The organism is Paracidovorax anthurii, assembly GCF_003269065.1.
In the GTDB taxonomy this organism is placed as follows: Bacteria; Pseudomonadota; Gammaproteobacteria; order Burkholderiales; family Burkholderiaceae_C; genus Paracidovorax; species Paracidovorax anthurii.
Genome location: NZ_QLTA01000026.1, coordinates 50,067 through 72,696, shown reverse-complemented (window position 1 = coordinate 72,696; position 22,630 = coordinate 50,067). Strand labels below are relative to the sequence as shown.

Sequence of the window (22,630 nt, the reverse complement as noted above, 5' to 3'; positions counted from 1 at the left end):
TCCGGCACCGGCCAGTCCAGCTTGGCCAGCCGCAGCAGGCTGTCCACCATGCCCAGCGCCTGCCGCAGGGGCTGGCCGAACAGGCACTTGATGCTCAAGCAAAACTGGATGGCTGCGTCCGAGAACGTCGGGCTGCGCCCGCGCTTGCCGTTCGGCTTGCCAAGCCACTGCATGCCTTCATCCAGCCACATCGTCAACGATCCTCGCGCCTTCAGCGCTGCGTTGTAGGCTTTCCAGTTCGTCGTGCGGTACTTGGTCCGCCTCTCGCTCTTTGCTTCCGTCACGCCTTCAGTCTACCGGTGTGGCCGGGGTGATTTGTGCAACAAAGCCCCTTGAAGCAGTCGATGCAGCGCGAGTCAATCCAGCAAAGCGACATAGAGACCGCATCGACGACAAGATTGGTAGCTTCTATGGTCTGTTACCTGACATTGAGAGCATCCTCGATTCGGAGAACACCGAGCAAATCATCAATAGACATGCACGTTCCCAGCAGCCCAAGCAGAATGAGTCGCGTGTTCGTCTCTGGCTGTTTACCTATCTTGCCTTTGGTAGAAATCGATATGCCTTGCACTACCCCACCCACGAGATAGGTCGTTGGGATCGGCTCAATACGCCGTCGAAAGCGAAGCGCGGAGCGCCTAGCGCTGAAGGCAAGGAGTATGGCTTCAATACCACGGCGGACATGCACGATCGGATTCTCAAATCCTACAGCGCCCTTGCTGGAATCGGGATTACCGATGAGGAGATCTACGCCAAAGCGATGAAGAGGTACTTTGGATGCCATTCTCGGCTGACCGAAAGGAATGGAAAGCAAGTCGCGGAGTTCTTCCACCCAATGGGGGAGGGATTCCCAACGCAAGCTACATATTTCTACTATGTGCTCAAGCGCTTTCCACGCAGCCAAGTGAAAGAGGCCAAGTGGGGGCGAAACCGTGTCAGGTCAAATGTAGAGCCTTACCGCGGTAGTTTCACTGAGTCGAGCTGGAATTTGATGCAACGTGTCGAGGCAGATGCCTACTTTGTGCAAGACCTCCCCAAAGGCTATGTCGAAGGAAGTGACCTGAAGCAAGTTGTTGTCGTGACGAAGAGAGATACAGCTTCAGGAAAAAAGACCGGGATCGGTTTCGCATATGGCCGTGAGCTCGCGGCTGCTTACAGGATGGCGACCTTCTGCGAGGCAGTCGGTTTTCGTGTGTATGGGCGTCTCCTCGGCCTGCGGATCACCGATTCTGGGAAGGGGGTATCGCCCTATGACATCACGGATCGTGGCGCCGGAGCGACTGCGGGAGCGCTATCAAGGATCGAAGACTTTCAACCGGTTATCCGTGAATCTGCCCCGTCCTATGCGGGGCAAAGTAAGGCATTGGTTGAGACATCAAACCCAAAGAAGCGCCACGACGATGAGGCGCCGTCGTTCAAGCGCTCCAATATGAAGACCATTGAGCTTGCACGTCGTGAGTTTGGGATGGCTATCCAGTTCAATGAAACCACAATCGTTGCGAACCGTGTGGATCCTGACTTAGCTCCACGAGTCAATCGCTTGACGCCCAATGGCATTTGGGAGGCGCTCGACTCGGTAGGACGCAACAACTCAGTACAGGTTGGATTTGATGATGCTGTTCGCGCGTATCTGGATGTGGTTCCAGGCAAGCTGACGCGCGGGGGGGTTGTAGTGGCAGGTCGGAATTACTACTCGAAAACTCCTGAGTTTGAGAGAGCTCTTTCGTCGGTAGCAGGCGGGCAAGATGTGAAAGTAAACGTCTTCGTCCTGTCTGCTTGTATCCGTTACGTCTGGTTCGACTGGAAGAGCAAACTGATTGAGTTGGATGTTCGCTATCCGATTCCAGTGGGCGAGGAGGTAAAACACATGTCCCTCGGAGAAGCCGTCGAATACGCCGAGCACATGCAAGCCTGGGAGGCGACGGAACGCAGGCACCGCGCCGCAAAGAAGCTGCTATTGAATGAGGACTACCTAGAACAGACAGGAATGGAGCTGAAGTCGGGGAGTCGTGTCGCTGGGCGGCCCAAGCGTGGAACTGCCACCGCTCGCCAGGAGCACGACGAGGCTCAGCAAAGCGTTCACGGAAGGAGGGCCGCATGATTTTGGCGGACTCCTCAATCTATACGAGCCGCTACGAAGATGCACTCGCCCCCGGCGTGATCAAAGACCGGGCGGAATCACATGGTCTTCCTGTTGAGAACCTCATGTCGGTCGGAGTGGAGGAGGCCTGCCAGAAGGTGGAATGTGGACTCAAAGAAGTACTGCTAGTCACAGTCCAACTGGAAAAAGCCATCCGCGCCGAAATAGAGCGGGCACTGTCTCACTCCAGGGTCGTGTACAAAAGCCCGGGTGCAGCGTTGGCTGCTGCGTACTCAGGCGTTGCGCCAAGTGACGGGACGCCGCCGTCCTTCATCACCGGCCTGGCGGGTGTCGGTAAGACCCGACTTCGGCTGGCGATTCAGAGGATACTGAATGGGAACAGGAAAATCAGTCTGGATGCCGCCCACCCTCCGGTGCCACTCATCGACTACGTCGACTGTGTGGTTGGACAGAAGGGCAGCGTTTCAGCCGTGCTGCGTACTTTTGCAAGCCCGGGGACTGCGGTGGGCAAGGTCAAGATCGGCCAAGAAGAGTTGGGATGGGAGTGTGCCCGCTGGATGCGGGTGTCTGGCGTGTGCCTGTTCGGTGGCGATGAAACACAGTTCATGACCCAATCAGCTGCTGCCAGCACGCTCATTACGAGGACCCTCCTTGCACTTGCCCAACTGCAGGTGCCATGGTTTGTCATAGCCAATTATTCCTTGGGATGGAAGCTGCGCAGCCGCCCTCCTGAGTCCATACAGCGGCTGCTTAGCCGACCAGTTGTGCTTTTGCCGGACCCTTCTGCCTCAGAGGACTGGGTTGCACTGCTGTCTGCCTATCAGGTTGTGCTTGATGAAGCGGTGAGTTTTTCCCTGGTGGATCATCGGGTCGAACTGTGGAATCTCTGTGCAGGGCTGAAGCGTCTTCTCGTGAATTTGCTGGTACTCAGCTATTGGAGGGCTCGGAGCGCTGGTTCTCCTAAAGCGTCTTGGGCTCATGTGCGCCAAGCCTTCAATTCGGTCAGGTACGCGACTGCAAGAGATGATGTCAATCTCCTCATAGCTCACGCCGGGCAGAAGACAAGCCTCCGCAAAGATCTCCTATGCCCATTCGATGGACCAGAAGTACAGGCCGAAGCTGAGGTTTTTGAAGATCAGCTTCGCGCAGCTAGACAGGCGACTGTGGCACTCAGAACGGTCCAGGCATCTATGAACAGGCAAGAGCGCGACGCCATTGCCTACATCAACAAAACCGCAAATCCCAAGCCCGAGCCGATTGCGCAGGTCATCAAGCTGCAGAAGACCCGTAAGCCACGAACCCTGAACGGAATGCTCGACGCGGCGGCTGGTTTTATGGAGTCTCTTGATGACGGCTCAAAGAAATAGGGTGCTGTGAGCAACTGCTGCAGTCTGCGGCACTGATCGAGTGGCACATGGATCAACGGCGCATCGCACCCCTCCGTGACGTCTGGAGGAACGCCTTAGCACGTGGAACGAGCTGGCGAGAAAGTGCCAAACACGGGCGACACGCGCTTTTGCACATGCACCCCCTGCTCTCAAAGGCCTTTGAGTAGGCGACGCAAGAGCGGCTTTGCGCTGCGATCTCGTATCCGCAGCGTTGCTGGGGCTCCTAGCGCCCCGAGCGTGGACCTTCAACCCCCGCGTGGCGACTGTCTATCCTGCCTTGTCTAGAGGTTGCACTGAGCCCGGAGCCCCGCTCAACGCCGCGGGCGTGTACACGGCCTTGATCTGACGCTTAGGCCCATATGGGCTCCAGCGCCTCTTTCAGGGATATTGCCTCGACGCCCAACTCACCTCGCGCGACGCACCTGCCAGGGCGCCGATCAACACGCTGCCATTGACAAGTTATCGGCTTCTCACGGCGGGAGATGGCCGCAAAAGCGCCGACCGACTTGTAGTCGTGATACTTCTGCGAGCGGTTGCAGTCGGCTAGCGCCTTCTTGAACGCGGCCGCTAGCTTGCTGGCGCTGTCGGAGAGTTGCAGACGCTGCAGGCGCTTGTGCAGGTCCGGATGGTCATGCGCAAGCTCGATGAGGATGTCTGCGAGGACTAAAGCGGATTGGCGGCGCAGGAAGGCGCTGAGATCTTCGGTGGGCATGCCAACAGGCTACCGGAAGTCGGAGCGAGGCTCCCTGGGTTCAGTACGCCGGGCGTCAGTCTGAGTTGGCGGCGAAGGCGGCAAGGATCCAATGATCTGATGTGAGTTTGTACTTGCTTCATGCCGGAAGGTCCACCTCCACGCCGCCACAAAGATCGAAACCAGTTCCCCAGTCAGTAAACCGAGTCCTCATGCTTCGAACTGGCGATGTCCTCAGTGTAGTTTCCAGTCGGCATGAGGGGCAGACCAGACGCAGCGCACGATCATCCGCCGATATGTCCGGCCCACTTGCGCTGACGCCACAAGCGCGGCAACGAATTAACCACTGACCAAGGCCAATCGCATACTTCAAACGGGACGCGGTCTCTAGGTTACCTGCGCACGCGTCAGAGACCCATCTGTACTGAACTGCAGCTGGCGCTTTCGCACTTGGCAAGACCACCAACCTGTCGCCAGCAGTGCTAAGGACGGCGACCTCAGGTTCACTTAGCCTGTCGAGAACGTGGCGGGGCACTCGTCCGACGGTAGGCGGATACTGGTCGAGGAAAAGCGAGCTGAGATCCTTCTCTAAAATCTGCCGAATGCGCTCGACAGCAAAGAATCGAAACGGGTTCAGGACTCCAGGGTCTTCGTCACAGCTTTCGATCGCGCTTGCAGTCGTCAGATCTGCAGCGTACAGGATGGATCGATTCGGGGCGCGGCATACCACTTCGTCCTCCTTGGTCAGGAGAATCACCAAGGTTCTTGATCGCAACAACGCGCCGCAGGCAAAAAGCTGGATGCGAACCTCGCCGATATCTTCGGCGTCAATCTCGAGATCCCATGGCCCGACATGGAAGCTGAGTCTCGTGCTGGTGATCCTAGTAGCCCCCATATCGCGTAGTGCATGACACAGCAATAAGAGCACATAGTTGCGAAAGGCAGCGTGCCTCGCTGCGACCGATTGGTATCGTTCCGATTCGCTCGCACGATCCGTGGTACTTGCGGAGGCAAAGGCATCCCAAAGCGGCCGTAACTCTCGGTAGCGCCTGTCGTACTGGAAGATGTTGGTTGGACGTAGCCGGAGCGACACCTTGGCCGAGCGCGGCACACGCTTGTAGACGCCTGCACGCCGGAGCCGCTCAACGTGGGACCTCATCTGCTCCAATCGCTCTAACGTCTCACGCGTTGCCTGAGTGTCTTCAGCTTCGCTGAACCATGCCTCCCCCCACAAGGCACAGATTCGTTTTATGAGCAGCCGGTGCCTTTCATCGCTCTTCTCAAACTGAATCGCCGTGCTTTGGCCGTCTGCGATCGCGCGGACTTCTGCGATGCGCCCGTTCAGCCAGTGCGAACAGCTGTCTAGAAGGCGCGCAAAGACAACGTTCTCGTAGATCGCGTAATCATCCTCAGACACCCGTGCCAGCACCTTCGAGGGAACAACTCCACTGATGCTGCGCCGCGCCCAGAGCTCTGAGTGCTGAGAGAGGTGTTCCACGGCCGAGGCCTGCACACGCTTGGCACGGGCAACAGGCAAGGTCTCCGGGACGTAGTGCATGTCTAGCCTGGGTCGGACAGCAATCTCATCCCATTGCCCCGTCGCCAGCGCTCGCTCCAGATCGGGCTCGGGAAACATCAGTTCCATGCGATCCCGGAGCACAGCGGGTAGCAATGGCGAAGGCAGGCTGGTGGTATCAACCTCGGGAGACCATGACTCGACAACTGCGGCAATCGACAAGTCGATGACATCGTGCGCCGTCGACTGCCCGGGTGCGTGTACAAATCGAATGGACACTCGTTGTTTGGGTTGGTCCTCCGGAGCCAGTGATGCAGTGCCCGGTCCTGTTCGCCACAGAACGGCGCCACGCGAGAGCTTGACTTCACCGTTGAGGAGACAGGGTTGAGTTACGCGATATCGGCCACTTGGAATCGCAGCGCTGGGAAGTTCAACTTCCTCGCCGGTTACGAGATCGTAGACTTTCACCCACCGCGCTCCAGACGTCGCTTGTCGCGCTCCAAGGCATCGAGGCAATTCTGTGGTTGACCGGAAAGCTCCAGGTCCATCCACAGTTCCTGCAAATCCTCAGCTACCGACTCCAGTTGTTGCTGCGTGATGTCATGGCGCCCTGTCACCTTGCCATCACGGATGACCCGAGTGTGAAGCAGGTGGTCGATCGCCATCTCCTCGTTTCCGCCCGCAGCGACGACCACGGGCACAAACCGCTGCCATTGACGCTCCAGACGTGAACCCCACCCAGTCGTGAACTCGCCCGCTAAGGTGCCGGCCAAGCCGCTCTCATTCAGCTTTGCAAGTTGCGTGCGGCTACGCTCGCCAGCAGCAGCCTCAGCGTCATCGAACGCAGTTAGCAGGCTGCCAACTGACACAGTCCGCTTGTGGGATGGGCGTTTCGCGTCGGTGATATCGCCTCCCGGTCGATGAACTTCCATCACAAACGATCGGTCGTAGGTCTTGTCCGCGAACGCGTTCGTCGTCTCATCTTGGTTGGCCGTCCCGATGAACCAGACATTCTTAGGCAATGCCAGATCGCGTCCGTCGATCAAGGCCCGTGGTGCGTTCTCGATCCGGTTGTCCACGAGCCGGATGTTGCGCGCCACTCCCTCTCCCTCCAGAGCGGACAAGAAGTCGGCAAAGTACTGCTCTGGCCGGGACAGGTTCATCTCGTCCAGCAGCACCACATGCAGCCGATCCTGGTCTTGCGGTGTTTGAGCCCGATAGATGGCCTGTAGCGTCTTGAGCTCGTAGAACTTTCGATCGAAAGCGTTGAAATAGCCTAGGAGATCGGCGCGCTCGCGCCAACCTGCCTGCACGGCAATCACCGTCAAATCGGCACCTATAGCCTTCGCGAAGGCTGTCGCCAGGCTTGTCTTGCCGGTGCCGCTGATGCCCTGAAGGATGTGCAACTGGCTCATCGCCAGCCCGCCCACGAAGAGCTGCACATCTTGCTCTCGGAACTTCAGCACCCCGCGCTCGCCAGCGTACGACATGGCGCTGCGCAGATCAGAGGTGAATTTCTTCAGGTCCCTGACAGGCTCGGTGTGGACCGGAACGGTGAACTTCCGATCCATCCGGTCCAACTCGGGGAAGATGGATGCAGCCTGTTGCCGATTGGTCAGATCATTGACTTGGCTCTGCAGTTGCTCAACCTGCTCGTCCAGTAGTCGGCGGCTACTCTCCATCACCAGACGCGTCCGCTCCCAGTTCTGCCGTTCAATGACTGACAGCTCCCAGCGATGCTTCTCGGCCTGCAAAGCGGCAAGCTCGGCTTGCCTTTGGGTCAGTTGTTCTTGCAGGTCATCGGCACGCTTCTTCAGTGCCACTGGATCTCCTCGCTCCAGAGAGGCCCGAAGCTGCGCTAGCTCCTCTTCGCGTTGATCAAGTTGCTCATTGGCCTGTCGCAGTTCACTCGCCAGGCGTGCCGGATCTCCTCCAGATCGCCGCTGGGCCTCTCGCAAGCTGCTTAACGCTGTTTCTAGGCGTTGGATCTCGCCATTGGCCTGATCGAGTTGCACCTTGATACGCTCCTTGTCGGCACGACTGTCTGCCACTACCTCGTCCACGCGCGCCTGCACCTCGCTTGCGAGCGACTGGCGTCGGGCCTGCAGGCGCTTCTCGCGCTCGGTCAAGAGCGAGCCAGCCTTTTCGAGTTCCGCGTCCCGCGCCGCAATCTCGGCGATTCGTTGCTCCCAATGCGTCTTCTGAGACATCGCCTCTTCGACGATTCGAGCAGCGTCTCGCCGCGCCGCTTCCATCAGCTGCTCACGCTCAACATCAATAGACAGCTTCAGCGTGTCCCGCTCATGCCGCAATTGCGCCAACTGATCCTTGACCGACCGGAGCATGGACACTTCCTCTTGCACGAGCCCCTGTCTCAGCAGGTCCTCCTTCGCGTCCAGATCTAGCTGGAGCTTGGCAAGTGCACGCTCTTTCTGATCAGCATGTAGCTCCCGAGTCCGCAAGCTTGCCTGCAGCTGGTCAAGCTCCACGCTGCGGGCCTTCAACTCCTTCTGCTGCTCATCCAGCTTGGCCCTAGCAGCGCCCTGAGAGGCCAGTTGCTCCTGCTCTTGCTGATTCAGTCGTTGTAACTTCATGGCGGCCTCTACCTCACGGTGCGATGCTGCTTGAAGCGCCTCCTGCATCGCCTTCCCCAGTGCGCATAGCTGGTTCTCGATGACGGCATCGAAGCGACTCTGCTGCTCATGCGCTATCGCATCACGAAGTGCCAACACCTCCACTTCATTCCAGGCCGGAGCCCGGTCACCCAGCAAAGTGCTGGCTGATTGCTGGGTGGCCAACAGTCTCGTGAGGGCTCCGGCTGGAGCTATCGCGCCCTGCGCTCTTGGTCGAGATGGGGGAAGGTTCTTGTGCTTCTTCGACATTCTGCTGAAATTAGTAGTGATTCTTGAAGAGCTCGACCCAGCGAAGGGACATCTCTGCGAAGTCGAGTACTGGGTCGCGCTGGAGGCGGACGCTCGTGGCGTGTCCGCCCTTGTTGCGCAGGCCGACCAAGTTCCAGTCCAGTGCGTTGATCGGAGCTCGCCGAAGCGGATGCGATTCGTGCTGCTGGGTGGACAAGAGCGCGGCGACCAGCAGCGCCTTCATGGGTTGATTGCGGCTCGAAGCTGCTTGCAACACGGACTTGCTCGACTGCGACTCCAACGCGCGAACGCCATCCCCGCTGAGCGGGTTAGCGAGTGGAAGCGCCGCCAACCAACCTTTCAACTCTCGTCGGCCCCAGCGGTCCGGCCACTCCGCTGCGTCAGCCGGCCAGCGCAGCAACATCCACTGCAACAAGGCCTCCAGGCAACTCCCGCTGTGCACTACAGCACTGGACAGGTCCTCAGGCAGAGCGACCGCACTGCCTCGCAGCCGCTGGACCAGCCGCAAGACCCTGGCCGTGTACTCCCTGATCAGTTCTACTGCTAGATCCTGGCTCGGCGGGATGAGCTCAGACACCTGCGACTCCAGGCGCAAAGTCGCTTCCAACTCGTCGTCATGCACGTCTGATGCCTCAATACGAAGAGCGAGCCGCTGCCCCAGCCAATCCTGCAACCGCGGATCCCCTTGAACCAGCTCGGCCAGAGCTTCACGCATGGCTCTGTCGGGCCGATCTGGGTGGAACGGGTCAGTCACCAGCCAAGGGTGTAGGTCCCCATCCACCACGAATGCCTGAATCCAAACACGCCCGACTTGTGGCGCATCGTCAAGAAACTGCAGCGCCGAATAGTCCGCAACAACTTCGTCGTCGCGGGCATGCTCACGCTGGAACTGCTTCAGTGCTGGTGCAAGCGCCTCTCGTTGCGCCTTCCGTTCTCCCGTAGGCCGCCGCAAAACAAACGGCGAGACCTGGCGCCCCGAATCGCGATCAACCAGAAAGCGAGGGCGCTGCGCAGTCTCATCCACCGGGAAGATCTCCGGAGGACGCTCACTCAAGAAGGGCATCCAGCGGGCAGACACCAGGTCCCAGAACGCGAACGTCACCAGTTCCGCACCGGCCGCAGGAGCGCGGCCTTCCAAAGCGGCCACGCCGTCCTCAGTCAGGTCGAATCGATGGTCGATCCAACGGTATGGCTGCAGTTCTTTCGCCAGGATGAACGCCACCAACTGTCGGTCCAATGCCGAATGCTTGGCCAATTCGTCCAGATCCTTGACGCCCGTCTGCAGCAAGCGCAGCAGCACCTCCTGAAACAGGTTGATCTCCAAACCAAATGCGGGCACCTGAACAGCGTGGATCTCAACCGGCCACAGCAGATCGGCACGACGCGCCCCAGCCCGACGTCCCCAGAGCAGGTAGGTCTCAGCCACGGCGCGCCTCCTCGTCACAGAAGGCGAGGAACGCATGCATTTCGGGCACGCACGACTCTGCAATGGGGTCTTCAAACATGGCGCGGTCACCCACCGCGATGAGCATTCTGCGCTGGCGGCTCATCGCAACATTGAGGCGATTCGGCGTGCGCAAGTGGCCATAGCGGCTGCTAGCCTGCAATTCAAAGCGATCGCGCTCTGCCGCCTCGGCTTCTGGCGAAGGTATTTCAACCTGCCGTGCGTTTGAACGAACAGTAGAGAGCAAAACGACGTCGAATTCCTTGCCCTGAAAGGCGTCAACTGTCCCAACGCGGAACCGCTCGCCACCGTTGGGCAGTTGAGCAAAGGACTCACGGGGCCGCCAGACGCCATCGACCCACTTCATCACCGGCTGTTGGCCACTGCTCAAGGCTTTGCAGATGGCGTCCCGCTGGCCCGAGTAGAAGGTGATGACCCCGATGCTGGCGTCCTCCGGCAGTTGTTGGAGTAGGCGCTTCACCAGCAACGCGACCCGCTTGGCCTCTGCATCTCGAACACGGGTACGGCTTCCTGCAGATGGACGCCCTTCCGATCCCTCTGACGCCGGCACATCCATCCAAGCAGCGACTGCGCGCCCGAAGTCAGGCAAGGTGAGTGTGAAGTCCGACGCTGGTCTTCCCGAGTGGACGCGCCCGAGGCCCGCCTTCTCATAAAAGTGCTTGCTGACAAAGTCGCCCAGCCTGGGATGCATACGGAATTGCTGGTCCAGCATCACCACACGGTTGATCCCATCGATGGACTTACGGCGCTCAAACTGCCGCCACAGTCTTTCAAACAAGCTTTGCTGGTAGGTGGCGCTCGCCACTTGGTCGCCACGTTCTGTTCGGATCTCTTCCTCGATCTCAGCGTCCAGCAGATGAGGCAACTGCCGTGGATCACCTACCAGAACAACCCTACGCCTAGCTAGAGCCATCGGGATGAACAGGTCCAGCGGGTTCGCACGGGCCGCCTCATCAACCACCACGCTGCCGAATCGTAGCCCGGAAATGGCGTCTTCGCTCCCATCTTTGAGCAGCGCCATCTGTCGACTGACCGCTTGCTGGCAGGTGGCTCCAACGACACTGCTGTAGGTCTCCACAGCTTGCTGGACTCGCCGAGGTTGAACCTCCAGCGCCTCCTGGTACCGCTCTATGGCTGCAACCAAGCCCCAGTCGGAGTTGACCACTGCTCTCGCAAGCTGAGCTTGAAGTTCTTTCAGCAAGTCCCTTAACTCATCAGGAAGCCGATTGCGTTGAGCCAGCGACCTTCGCTCGTCCATCAGACGGTCGAGGAGCCGCATCTGCAGACTCTCCAGAGCCTGTAGCAACATCTCGTCAGCCTCAAGGGCCAACTCAGCTTCCTCAAGCGTGGCCAGTTCCTCAGACTGCAGCCAGCCCGGATAGCTCGAAGCCTTGTTGAGCAAACTCGATGCGCGCTCTGGACCGTCGTCCATGAAGGACACAGCGTCCGTGCGCAGTGCGCGTACGGTCCGCCGAAGCTCCAGCCTGCGTTCAGCAGGAACCGTCGCGCCGCCCTCAACACCGACGCCCTTGGCCCGCAGGTTGCTCCAGCGCTGACGCCACTCGTAAGTCATCCGAATCTGGCCATGCCACTCAACCTCGTCCAGCCGCCCTGCGAGTGCGTCAAGATCGGCTGCCCGGCGCTCTGGCGGGGACCCCAACATGAGCAGGTTGCGTGTAAGGGTCTGTAAGTCTGAGAAGGCGTGGTAGTGCGGATGCGCTTGCTTCAACTCGGTCAGAACTCCGCTGATGGCAGCTTCCTGTTCGTGGATCCATACCGCCAGCGGATCCTCACCGGCGTGGTCTCGCCGGCCTCCCACCTTGATCGCCGGCAGTCCATAGACGCGGGACCTGCCGAGCGCGTTCTCGACGGCGTCGTGCTGGAAGCTGGAGATCAACACCTCCTGTGCAATGACCTGTCCTTCGTTCAACTCCGACAGCCGACGCTCCAGTGCTGCGATCACCTGAGTCTTGCCCGTACCTGGCGGGCCAATGATGAGCGCCACGTCTGGTGTGTTAAGGGCTACATCCAAGGCCTCAATCTGCCTTTCCGTCGGACGACCCTGATGAAAGGTCTCGCGGACGTGGCGGGTGAGGGGTTGTTGTGTTGAGGCCCTTACCCGAGGGAGAGGGATGTCCAGCAGCAAAGCACTCAGGCCGGGCACTCCATACCCGCCCTCGATGCTTTGGCGTGCACGAATCCGACGGAGATGCTGTGTCCGGTGCCCGGCCAAGGAGAGGTACACATAGCCAGGGAACGGGGGCTCACGGCCCTGGGTGTCGAGTACAAGTTCGCCCTGGCCCAGAGAAATCGTGCCCTTGATCGGTGACCTCTTCCTGCTCACGGGCGCCTCCAGATCGCGCTCGACACTCCAGTCTGGCGGTGTCTCGCCCACCTCGGCCAGTTCCGAGCCATCTGTCTCCTCTTGCCAACGCTTCCAGAAGGCCTGCAACAGGGCCGGATCGCCCCGCAGGATCCAGCCCCCGCCCTCGGCGCTGACCGGCACCACACCGGTGTACTGCACCGCTTGGATCTGGGCGCCCCGACGAAGGGTGCGGTCCCACTCACGTTGCCCATAGAGTCGCCACAGGTCCAGATAGCCACCCGGCGTCGTCGCGGCGGCTCGCAACGTGTCAGCCTGGCGGGCCCCCTCAGGCTTCACATCGGCAGCTGCATCCGTGATTCGAACCTGTGCCAAAAGCAGCGTGAACGGTTGCTCCACTGACCTCGGGCGTCGGGCCAGCCGTTCGAACCAAAGCGCGCCCTGCGCGTCCTCGCGAAGGTCCAAGGCGAAACGCCTACCGACCAACTGCACTTGGCCCTTCCGATCCGATCCATAGATTGCCAAGAACACCATGCAGGCGCCATCCAGCGGATCGCTGCAGACGAACTCCTCGCTCAACCACGCGGCGGCCACGGCGATATCATCCGAATCGATGTGCCTCGATTGCCGCATTTGGTCTACAGCGCGGGTGTCGATGAGGATGTCTAGCCCTGGCAGCGCCAGCGTCTTCTGGGGCGTGAAGTAGCGTATCCTGACCTGACCCTTCCGGGCGTCCTGCAGCACCCATCGGGTCTCGGGGTTCGTGGCGCGTTGATCCAGGTCCTTGGAGCCAGATGTGAGCTCCAGGTAGGCCAAGTTCTGCCCCTGGGTCAGGATCCATGCGTCGGCTTCTGCGCTCAGCAAGGCCGAAGCGCCCGCCGTCCAAGCGGAGGCTGGTGCCGACCCGTCACCGACCCCTGCTGTGAGGACCTCGGATGAGAGAAAAGGTGATTCGCTCAGCTTCATCGTCTCACCACTCAAAGCCCCAAGCCTCGTGCGTGGCGCGACGGTCGCCGACATGGAGGAGGTAAGTCTGCCCGCTACGAGGCAGGTCATGGTGTGCCCGCAGCGGCTGGGCCAAGCGGGCGCCACGCCATTGCAGAGCGAGAGGCATGCCGCCGTTAGGGATCAATGAGAGCTGCCGTCCCGCCAAACTGAACCCGATAAATGGCTCGGCTCGGGCATGCTCGGCACTGCCTGGCGGCGCAAGGCGAAGCTCGCCGCGCCCGACGTTGAGCACCTGTTGCCAACCTGAAGCGATCAACCGGTCCACTGGTTTTGCGTTCTCGGGCAAGTCTTCTTTGGCGGCCACCACAAAGTGGCGGAGCAAAACCTGGTGATCCTCTGGTGCGACCTGTGCACAGAATGGGCAACGGCGCGCTGGGTTCCAATAGAACGTGCCGCCACAGCAGTGCTCTTGGTGATCGCAACGGATCTGTATCGCTGCGGCAGCCTCGAACGCCTCTGCCCACTCGGCCATCACGGGGCGCTCGGCCGGGTCGTTCAAACCTTGGCGGAAGCACTGGTCGAACAGGCGCTGCAAATCCGGCGTGCACACGAGGGCCCGATCCAAGCCCGACTCCGATCGATTCTGGTCGTCGTCAGGGTGATCGATCCACGGATATCCACCTTTCAAGGCCTCCGCTTCCAACTCGGCGTCGTCATCGATCAGCATGCCGCTCTTAAGGGGGTGCAGGTGCGTTAGCAACTGGAAGGCAATGACCGCAAAGCTCCAAATATCCGTGTAGGTGCTGACGCCCATGTCTCCTCGCAGCAGCTCGGGTGCACCGTAGTCCGGCGTGTAGATCTGCAGGCTGCTGTTGCGCACGGCGTAGCAAAGGTTGTCCACGTCAATGAGCCACACCTGGGAATGGGTGTGTGTGCTGGAGACAAAGATGTTCCTAGGCGAAAGATCGCCATGCGCAATACCTAAGCCGTGCAATGAGGCGAGCACTCGGGCGAGTTGCGCCAGCAGGGCAAGGCGGCGCCCCAGGCCACCCGACTGCACGAAGCCCTGCAGCTCGTGCCCTTCTCGCATGGCCTCGTCGAACTCCGTCATGAGCGACTCAAGCGGCACCAAGCCCTCCATCAGCTCCATGACGTAGCCAGGCCGTGGTTTGTTGATATAGGCCAACGGCATCACCACAGGAAGGCCGTGATCCTGAACCGGCAGGTAACGGATTCGCGCCACCTGCTGCGCCCACGCCAATGTGGCTGGGTCGCTCGCTTTGGCGTTAGCCAGCTTCACGATCTGGCGGGCGTTCCCCTTGATGCGGACGATAGTCCCCTGTCCGCCTTTGGAAAGGCGCTCGCCCAATATGTACTCGCCCCCACGGTCGTCGAAGACCTTCTGTTCGCGCACGGGCTCGTGCGTTTGGTTTGGTTCACGCCCAGCCGTTGCCATGGCATCTCCCCTTCTTGAATATCAGCGCCAGGCTCTTGTCGTCTGAATGGCCTGGCGTGCCCCAATGCGTCAGTTCGTGAGTCAGCCACCGTCGGGCCTTTCGGCGGCTCAGACCAGACAGGTGGCGATGCAGTGCCTGCGGAAAGGCGTGCAAGGACCGATCGTCCAGGTCATCGGCCACGCCATCTGTCATCAGGATCACCTGGTCACCCGGCTGGCTCAGTACAAACTCATGTGTAGACCATGCGCTCCAGGCTTTATCGATGCCCATAGCGCGCGTTTCATTGCCGAAGCCGCTTCTCGGCGGCGTCAACACTCGCACTTGGCCTTGCGATCGGACCAAAACCATGCCGTCGCCCAACTGCCACGTCCGCACCTGCCCCTGGGCGGTACAGGCTGCGATGAGCAGTGTGGTGGCTGCGGCGTCGGCTCGGTCCGGCCCTACGGCACGCAGCCAGGCTCGGTAGATGCGCGTCGTCAGTTCCCGCATCACCTGTTGGTGATTCGGCTCGCGGCGCAGCACCTGGTGCGCCGCACGCACCGCGTACCGCGCCCCGATACCACTCTGGGACCGGCTGCCCAGCCCATCCGCAACGCAGGCAATCCATCCGCCACGCCAGCCGCGGACTCCGCAAGCGTCTTGGCTTGACTCGTCCGCTTCGGCATGGGCTGGGCCGATCACAGACGTACCGACGGCGCTCAGCATTTAGAGCGCGTCCAGATCGAGGTCATCCTCGAGATCTTCGCCCACGTTCAGGGGCAGGGCTGTGTTGGGCGATCCACTTGTGGAGCGAGCCACCACGCTCATCGTGACCGCACGGAAGAACTTGACGATGTCGCGTGCGCCGTCGGCTTCGAACACTGGCGCCTCCAGGTCATTGGTGAACTGGCGCAGCATGGCCCGGTCGGCATCTGCACCAATCGCCAGGGCGAAGCGTGTGGCCTTCTGCCCCCGTTCACTGGCCTTCAAAGACTGCAAGGGGCCTTGCCAGTCGTCCGTGGGCGCTCCGTCGGACACCAGCACCAAGACCGGCCTGTATGCCCGCGACGGGACCATGTCCTTGTCTTCCAGCCACTGGCGGGCCATCGCGAAAGCCGAACCCATGGGCGTGCGCCCCTGTGCGCCGAGCGCCTCCACACCTTCGATTCGGTTGGCGCCTACCAAGGGCACATGGGCTTGAGCGGCATCACCCCCAAACGTGATCAGACCCACTTGGATCTCCGCACGCAGGCGACTTTCCCGCCCAAAGCTCAGGATCATGGTCTTGATTGCCTCGTTCAATGCGTCGATCTTTCCGTTCGCCGACATGCTGCCGCTGGTGTCTGCCAGCACGATCACCGGCAATGGCCGAGGTTCCGGTGCGGCAAAGCCTTTCAGCTTGGTTGGCGCGCCCTTGGGCTCAGCCTCGGTCGCCAGCAAAGCGTCATGCTCTTTGGCGCGAATCACCGTGGCTTGATGGAAGCGAGACACGATGTCTTCGCGGAATTTGGCAAGTGCCATGTTGTTTGCTCCCTGTTGCTTACTGTGCAGTACCTAGTGTTGATCGTGTGAATAGCGGCGGCACCTGTCACTCGGCGTGCTGCGGATGGAATGAAAGTCTTTGCTGCGGTACGTTGTCACGACCATGCCCTCAGTTGCCTCCACGAGCACCTGAAGGCCCTCCAGCTTGGCGATGTCCTTTCCGACCAGGGCTTGCCGCTCGACCTCTTTGCGACCGACCACGTAGTAGGTCAGGCCCTTTGCATGAATTCGGCGCCCAAATCGAACGACTTGTTCGATGTCGTCGTCGCGGATGCCGCGTTGCTGCATGCGCACCTTGGCGTGAAGCGTCAATCGCGGCAGATTCACTTCGCGTTGTGCGCTGTGGTTTTGCTGGTTCATTAGGACCTCCAGAGGTTGGCTGTGACCAGTACTTCGCGAGAAGCGTGCCCACCCTGGCCGAACTGTCGGTCCTATATGAATCAATCACTTGAAGTCCGATATGGCATGTCGACTGGAATTATTGTTCTAGCTTTGTAAAATTATTTGCAGTTACATCTGAATGTATAGTAGATCCACCTTGGGGCGAAGGAGGGATGGCGGCTACTGGGCGAGGAACGTCCTGGTCCCATCAAAGTCCCACAGCGTGACCTCTGGACCAGCTACGGCACTCACCACCCGAAGGCGTGCAGGAGCGGACTTTGGCACCATCGCTAGCATCCCGCGGGCAAGACCGGGCTTGATCCTTAGCGTTTCTGGGCTCATGCCCCTCACGGTCAAGCCGACTGCAAGGTGGCGTCGCATCCAGTTCGTCGCTCGAGCGCCTTCCGTGCCAGTTGGAACCAACGTCATACGAACACTCCGCTCCAACTCGGCGGCCTCGTCCGGGTCCGACGCCGCCGCTGGCAGCAACTCGTACAGCACTGCATTTGCTCGCACGGCACGAATGGCGTCTTCTTCCTCCACGAGAGGGCCGATTCGTTCCGTCAGCTCTTCGCCCAAATCCCAGGCCAGCCAAAGCAAAAGCGTTCGAAGGAAACCCACTTCCTCGATGGGCTCGTCCGCCTGATCGCTCACGACTTGCAGCAGCCTGGATTCAGGCCCGAAGAGTGCCGACATCGCACCATCAAGCAGATCTCGTCTATCGGTCTCGTCAACGAGGCTAGGGGTGATGCGCCATCGGGGGTGAAGCCGCAGGCGTCTTAGCTCTCGGATCAGCCCCAATACAGCGACGAGTTGCACGATAGCGCTCTGGGCCTTTCGCTGGTCCTGGCAGGCCGCAATAAGCTGCTTTGTCATGCGCCTTACCAAGGTTCTGGCTTTGCGACGGACAATCTCGGCAATTTCTGCGTCACTGGGTCCGGAGGGGTCTTGTGCAGGCGCCTCGGGCAAGTCGTCATCATCTTGATTGACCGACTCCTCTTCAGTTCGCCCGCGCGAATCTGTTGTGCCCGGCTGGCTCTCAAGGTCAATTCCAAGCCGTCGGATTAGCACGTCTAGCAAATAGGCCAAATCTCCCGACTTCAGCAAGCGCAGCTTCTTCCTCTGCTTCGGCATATCAGCCACATGCACGCCGAGGCTGGCAGGCCGGGCAAGCGTAGTTGCATCGTCGGTCAGGTTCCGCCCAGTGCGCGAAAGCGTTGTCAAATCGGCATGGATGTCATCTGAGAAGATGACCTTCTCGACCGAAGCGATCAAGCGGGCAACATCACCCTCACCAGAGCCCAGAGTTCCGAGCGCCTCACGCAGGATGGCCTGGCGCTTGGTGTGCGCCAAGCCACTCAAGCTGGCAGGGTGATGAACGATGGCGCGAAGCATCCTCTCGTCGCCAACGCGGAACACCACAGACCGAATGCGTCCAAGCGCCCCCTCAGTTCTGATCGCAACCCGTGACGGCCCTGCGATCTCCAGTGATCCATCCCAGCGTTCGTCGGCACTCGCGCCTTCCGTGTGCATCAACGTCAAGCGCTCTGGATTGGGGTAGTCGAAGGCTATTGACTCCGCGTCGGCGTCGGCAATGGCGACGCGAACCGACTCGAACTCATCAGCAAGGTGAACCATCTCGTTATGGCCTCGTTCGGCCACCGACTCAAGCTCTGCCTGGTTCAGGGGCGGGAGACCAAAGGCCTTTGCGAGTCCCATCGCGCCGGCGATCTCTCGGGCCGCTGAACCGGCGCGCGCAACCACTGCCTCAACGTTCCCATTTGTAGCGGTACCGAGCCAAGCCGGTCGACTGGGATTCGCGCTGCCAGAGACGAACAGATCCCCTTGCGCGGACTCGAAGTAGATGGCTTTCGCGTGCAAGTAGCGCGGTGCCTGATCTGGCCACAGCGACCGTGCGTCCACAAAGCGGCAACTGACGTTGTTTAGCCCCTTGCCCAAGTGCACCGAGTCAGGGTCAATGAGCGCAACAAGCTCGGCCATCGGCCATTGGACGGAAAGGCTGCGAAGCAAGCCGAACTCAGCATCAAAGAAAGCGCCCATCATCAGGATGCGCTCGACTCGCTCTGGAACTCTGGGCTTCAACTGCTCGAAGAGACTCTGACCTGACAATGACTGACCTAGAACGTCGGATCTGCCCGCTGCTGAAATCCGCTGAGTGAGTGGCGCGACGAACTTGGCCAGCGCGCGGGCGGACTCCAGCAGCGAGTCCGGGAGATAAGGTGCCTGCTGGTTGATCCATGTCTCCAATAGCGCCCAGGTGTCTGCCAACGCGGCAACCCCGTCAGCATCCTTGGTACCGGCAACGTCAATCCAGTTGGTCACTTCCCGGTTGTAGCCAAAGCCAGAGAGGGTCAGGTTGTGACTACCGATCAGAAGGGAGGCCTTTCGAGGTCCTGCGAGCAGGCACACCTTGGGATGGAATGCGCCCGGCACCTTCATCGGAAGGAGTGCGTAGGCATGTCCGGCGAGACGGGGTCTGGCTGCTTCGCTCGACCATGCCTGCGCGCATTGCGCTGCATCCATCATCACCACGTTGTAGCGGGATCCTGCTGCCATGAGCCTGCGAAGCACGAACTCCTCATAGAACGGCAACGTCGCGTTGAACGTGGTGATCAGTGATGCTTCGTAGCCACCGCGCTTCACCACATCGACAAGGGATATCGGCTCACCCACCGTATGCCTCCAGAAGAGACGTGCCAAGCAGGGTCGGCCGAGTCGGCCTTCCAAGCTTGGAGGCATCCCTTGTCAGCACGCCGATGTCACGCAAGATCTGAACGGCTTGCCGGAAGCGTGGTGTGGTAGCGGCGGGTTCAGGGATATCGACCAACTGCAAGCCTCGCTCAGTGGGTCGGAAGCGAAACGTCGACTGCCCACCCTGGCGCAGTTTTCGCAATGCAACGCGCAGGTGTGTATTCATGCACCAAGCAATTAGGTCTTCAGCGACCTGCTGGAGCGACATCGATTTCCAGGCCTGGAAGCGCGCTTGTGCCGACTTTAGGTTGATAGGAGCGTCCAGCAGCTCGTCGCTACCGATTGGCAGTGATCCGTAGGGCAGGTCGACTTCGCTCGCCCTGACGGACAGTAGCGCGAGCGCTTGGAATGCCCGGCTCAACTGCAAGCCAATGCCAGGATTCGAAGTCGCATCCTTCTGCAGGTCTGCAGCCAATTGAAACTCGTGACTGGAAGACTCCCATTCAGTCAAGGCGGGCCCAGACACTCGGAGCACCTCACACAGCGTCCCGAACGAGTCTGCCGAGAGGTCAGCATAGCAGGCCTTGGCCTCATCGTTCGCTGCCAAAGCCGCAGCAAACGTTTCAACGCTGGACAGGCTCCTTTGATCAGTTGCTGCGGGCGATGTCAGCGTATCCAAGCAGACCGAGAAGACGGCCTGCATGACTACGGATAGAAGGTCGTTGCGCTCGTAGATTGCCCATGCCCTTCGCGTCTCTTCAAGTGCGGGAGGTACCTTCCATTGGACTGCACCTGGCAAGACGCTCGAGTAAGTTGCTGCTCGGAATACCTGTTCGGTCAAGTCTTCACCTGTTTGTGCGTGCAATGCTGTGGCCAGGTGCAGGATGAGCGTGAGCGACTGGCGCCGTTGTTCGCCAAGCGCTCCATAGGCGTTCTCGCGGTCGAAGAAGATGTCCGTCAATGATTCGTGCTCCTGCGTCCCCGCGGAAATGCTGCAGGCACAGAAGTGAGACAAGGCGTCCAAGTCAGCCAACGTTACCCTGTCAGACTGGACAAGTCCCCAGAACAGGTCGCCGGGCACCGCGGCTGCGACTGCTTCCGCCATGGGTTGACCGCGCTCGATAGTGAACTTCACCCATGGCCTTGCAGACGGATCCATCAACTCGAGTTGAGCCAATGTGCCGGCGTAATACTGGCCAAGCCCGCCAAGACGGTTCATGAAGTACCGCCGAGGGTTGCCATCAGCTCGGTCCGTGTAGGTCGAAAGGCGCAGTTCTTCACCTCCTTCCAGCCTGTCCAAGGCCTGGAGCAGTTGGACGCGCCCAACCATGGCAATGCCGTGTCGCTCGGCCTCATGATCGGTCTGCCGCGCATGGCGCTCGGATATCAGGGTGAACAGGCAGTCCGCTCGCCGAAAGTATTCGACAAAGATGTCAGCGTTGGCGGTAGGAAAGTGCTGGTCGAAAGACCAGACAACCCACGGATACAGCGAGTAGTACCGAGCCCGGTCGGTGACGTTCGTGATTCCGGGCAGCAACCGCGCGTAAATTGCCAAACACGGTCCTTGTGTCCCTAGGTGGTCGAGGCCACCAATTGCAGTTGGTGGCTTAACCCAGTGCGTCGAGACTTCCATTCAGGTCTCCTCCCTTTGTTTGAGTGCCGTGCAAGGCGTTCTGGCATAAGCGGCACCAGCTGGCGCCAAGCTGAGTCCCCCAACCTCATGTTATTGATGAAGTCAGGCAGCGCGGGGCCGCACAATCAGCCAATTCCAGTGACGTCGGAATTCTTGAGTTCCGCAAACTTCGCCGCCATGGTTGGGTTGCCCTTGGTCAGCTTCTTGATGGTCACGTCCTGCGCTTTGTCGTTGGCCAAGCGGAGGTTGCGATCAGCTCCCAGCAAGGCGTCCTTGGTCTTTTGCAGGTGATCGATGGACTTGTCGATCTCGTCAATCGCAGTCTGGAAACGCCGGGACGCCAAGTCGTAGTTCTTGGCAAAAGCGTCCTTGAAGCTGTCGAGCTGATTCTCGAAGTTCGTGATGTCGATGTTCTGGGCCTTCACCAGAGCGAGCTCGGCCTTGTACTTCAGCGAATTCATGGCCGCATTGCGCAGCAGCGTGATGATGGGGATGAAGAACTGCGGACGCACCACGTACATCTTGGGGTAGCGATGGAATACGTCCACGATGCCGGTGTTGTAAAGCTCGCTCTCGGGCTCCAGTAGCGACACCAGCACCGCGTACTCGCAGCCTTTCTCGATGCGGTCTCTGTCCAGCTCTTTCAGGAAATCCTCGTTGCGCTTCTTGGTCGCCGTGGTGTCGCTCTCGTTTTTCATCTCGAACATGATCGAGACGATCTCGGCGCTCCCCTCGTCCGTGTCGCGGAAGATGTAGTCGCCCTTGCTGCCACTGCTGGCGTCATTGTCTTTCTCGAAGTAGGCCCTCGGGAACGCAGTGGCGCGGATGCGATTGAACTCGGTCTCGCAGTGCTGTTCCAGGGTTTCACCCACCATCTTGGTGGAAAGCCGAGCCTTCATGTCGCGCAGTCGCTCAATGGCGTCGTCGCGGTCCTTGATCTGGACCTCATAACGGTCCCTGAGAGACTGTTCGGCAAGCTGTTTGTCCAGACGCGCACGCTCCAGACTAATACGCAGTTCATCGCGCTCCTTCTCCACAGCGCTGCGCGCCTCGGTGATGGCCAGCGTCTGCGTCAATTCAGCTGCATCCAATCGGGCGTTGAGGGCCTGGATCTGGGCGTCCTTCTCGGCGGCAGCTTTCTGAAGCTCGTGATCCAGCTTGTCTTCGGCCATCTGCTTCGCCGAAAGGCTTTCCTGCCGAACGCGCTCCAGCTCACCCGCCAAAGCGTCGCGCTGCTTTTCCACGCCAGTCAATGCCTGCGTCACGGCCAATTGCCGGGCCACTTCCTCGGCTTGAAGTTTTGCCTTGAGCGCTTGGATTTCGGATTCACGAGCGGCCGTCTGTTTCTGCAGCTCGGCAGTCATCTGGGCACGGGCCAGTTGCACGGCAGATTGCTTGTCGCGTTCAGCCAACTCCAGGCGCTCGTGCAACTGGTGTTCGAAGTCGCTGTCGCGCACTTGCTTCAGGATGTCGGCGTATCCGGCATCGTCGATCTTGAAGGCTTTGCCGCAATGCGGGCAGATGATGTCGTTCATGGTTTCCACTCCGAAGGGTTGTCGATACCTGACTCTTTGCGAGAGTCATGCCAGGGCGAGAGATGGCAGGAAATCCA

15 protein-coding genes are annotated in these 22,630 nt (G+C 59.9%); 2 read left to right on the top strand and 13 right to left on the bottom strand.

Translation table 11 applies throughout. From position 1 onward, the window contains the following. A partial coding sequence (locus AX018_RS13815) for a transposase (RefSeq protein WP_211322433.1) occupies positions 1-284 on the bottom strand: 284 nt, incomplete at its 3' end. A gap of 26 nt (positions 285-310) precedes the next feature. Here AX018_RS13815 and AX018_RS24830 point away from each other — a divergent pair. Together AX018_RS24830 and AX018_RS24825 are read left to right on the top strand one after the other, a co-directional pair. Beyond that, the gene (locus AX018_RS24830; protein ID WP_146749316.1) at positions 311-2,101 is read left to right on the top strand and encodes a basic helix-loop-helix domain-containing protein; all 1,791 of its coding nucleotides are present in this window, start codon (positions 311-313) and stop codon (positions 2,099-2,101) included. Beyond that, positions 2,098-3,468, top strand: coding sequence for a hypothetical protein (locus AX018_RS24825; protein ID WP_146749315.1), 1,371 nt, complete (start codon positions 2,098-2,100; stop codon positions 3,466-3,468). The genes AX018_RS24830 and AX018_RS24825 overlap by 4 nt, the downstream gene beginning before the upstream one ends. 370 nt (positions 3,469-3,838) lie before the next feature. Here the strand turns inward: AX018_RS24825 and AX018_RS13805 are convergent, their stop codons facing one another. The 12 genes from AX018_RS13805 to AX018_RS13755 all read right to left on the bottom strand — a co-directional run bounded on the left by AX018_RS13805 (position 3,839) and on the right by AX018_RS13755 (position 22,553). Beyond that, entirely contained in the window at positions 3,839-4,201 is a 363-nt protein-coding gene (locus AX018_RS13805; protein ID WP_111877983.1) for a hypothetical protein, read from the bottom strand. Positions 4,202-4,319: 118 nt separating this feature from the next. Further along, positions 4,320-6,164, bottom strand: a complete 1,845-nt coding sequence (locus tag AX018_RS24820; protein WP_146749314.1) for a hypothetical protein — start codon at positions 6,162-6,164, stop codon at positions 4,320-4,322. Continuing rightward, positions 6,161-8,494, bottom strand: a complete 2,334-nt coding sequence (locus AX018_RS13800) for an AAA family ATPase (protein ID WP_170146256.1) — start codon at positions 8,492-8,494, stop codon at positions 6,161-6,163. The genes AX018_RS24820 and AX018_RS13800 overlap by 4 nt, the downstream gene beginning before the upstream one ends. A gap of 94 nt (positions 8,495-8,588) precedes the next feature. Then, a complete protein-coding gene (locus tag AX018_RS13795; RefSeq protein ID WP_146749313.1) occupies positions 8,589-10,004 on the bottom strand; it encodes a hypothetical protein in 1,416 nt (471 codons plus the stop codon). Beyond that, positions 9,997-13,332: a DEAD/DEAH box helicase gene (locus tag AX018_RS13790; RefSeq protein WP_170146255.1), complete on the bottom strand. Its 3,336-nt coding sequence runs from the start codon at positions 13,330-13,332 to the stop codon at positions 9,997-9,999. Before AX018_RS13790 ends, AX018_RS13795 begins: the two co-directional genes overlap by 8 nt. 4 nt (positions 13,333-13,336) lie before the next feature. After that, the gene (locus AX018_RS13785) at positions 13,337-14,770 is read right to left on the bottom strand and encodes a protein kinase domain-containing protein (RefSeq protein ID WP_111877972.1); all 1,434 of its coding nucleotides are present in this window, start codon (positions 14,768-14,770) and stop codon (positions 13,337-13,339) included. Continuing rightward, positions 14,751-15,476: a PP2C family serine/threonine-protein phosphatase gene (locus AX018_RS13780; protein ID WP_111877969.1), complete on the bottom strand. Its 726-nt coding sequence runs from the start codon at positions 15,474-15,476 to the stop codon at positions 14,751-14,753. The genes AX018_RS13785 and AX018_RS13780 overlap by 20 nt, the downstream gene beginning before the upstream one ends. Further along, positions 15,477-16,271 (bottom strand): vWA domain-containing protein, encoded by a 795-nt coding sequence (locus AX018_RS13775; protein WP_111877967.1) that lies wholly within the window; start codon positions 16,269-16,271, stop codon positions 15,477-15,479. 33 nt (positions 16,272-16,304) lie between these two features. Next, a complete protein-coding gene (locus AX018_RS13770) occupies positions 16,305-16,652 on the bottom strand; it encodes a DUF4258 domain-containing protein (RefSeq protein WP_111877965.1) in 348 nt (115 codons plus the stop codon). Between the two features lie 201 nt (positions 16,653-16,853). Next, positions 16,854-19,394, bottom strand: a complete 2,541-nt coding sequence (locus AX018_RS13765; protein ID WP_146749312.1) for a phospholipase D-like domain-containing protein — start codon at positions 19,392-19,394, stop codon at positions 16,854-16,856. Further along, entirely contained in the window at positions 19,360-21,018 is a 1,659-nt protein-coding gene (locus AX018_RS13760) for a hypothetical protein (RefSeq protein ID WP_146749311.1), read from the bottom strand. The genes AX018_RS13765 and AX018_RS13760 overlap by 35 nt, the downstream gene beginning before the upstream one ends. A gap of 125 nt (positions 21,019-21,143) precedes the next feature. After that, positions 21,144-22,553 carry a DUF2130 domain-containing protein gene (locus tag AX018_RS13755; RefSeq protein ID WP_111877993.1) on the bottom strand — a complete coding sequence of 470 codons (1,410 nt, stop codon included), beginning with the start codon at positions 22,551-22,553 and terminating at the stop codon, positions 21,144-21,146. Positions 22,554-22,630: the final 77 nt, after the last annotated feature.

Bases quoted from the DNA above. Each gene is read 5' to 3' on its own strand.
- AX018_RS13805 (WP_111877983.1), bottom strand. From the start codon at position 4,201: ATGCCCACCGAAGATCTCAGCGCCTTCCTGCGCCGCCAATCCGCTTTA.
- AX018_RS13760 (WP_146749311.1), bottom strand. From the start codon at position 21,018: ATGGAAGTCTCGACGCACTGGGTTAAGCCACCAACTGCAATTGGTGGC.
- AX018_RS13780 (WP_111877969.1), bottom strand. From the start codon at position 15,476: ATGCTGAGCGCCGTCGGTACGTCTGTGATCGGCCCAGCCCATGCCGAA.
- AX018_RS13770 (WP_111877965.1), bottom strand. From the start codon at position 16,652: ATGAACCAGCAAAACCACAGCGCACAACGCGAAGTGAATCTGCCGCGA.
- AX018_RS13785 (WP_111877972.1), bottom strand. From the start codon at position 14,770: ATGGCAACGGCTGGGCGTGAACCAAACCAAACGCACGAGCCCGTGCGC.
- AX018_RS13755 (WP_111877993.1), bottom strand. From the start codon at position 22,553: ATGAACGACATCATCTGCCCGCATTGCGGCAAAGCCTTCAAGATCGAC.
- AX018_RS13790 (WP_170146255.1), bottom strand. From the start codon at position 13,332: ATGAAGCTGAGCGAATCACCTTTTCTCTCATCCGAGGTCCTCACAGCA.
- AX018_RS24825 (WP_146749315.1), top strand. From the start codon at position 2,098: ATGATTTTGGCGGACTCCTCAATCTATACGAGCCGCTACGAAGATGCA.
- AX018_RS13775 (WP_111877967.1), bottom strand. From the start codon at position 16,271: ATGGCACTTGCCAAATTCCGCGAAGACATCGTGTCTCGCTTCCATCAA.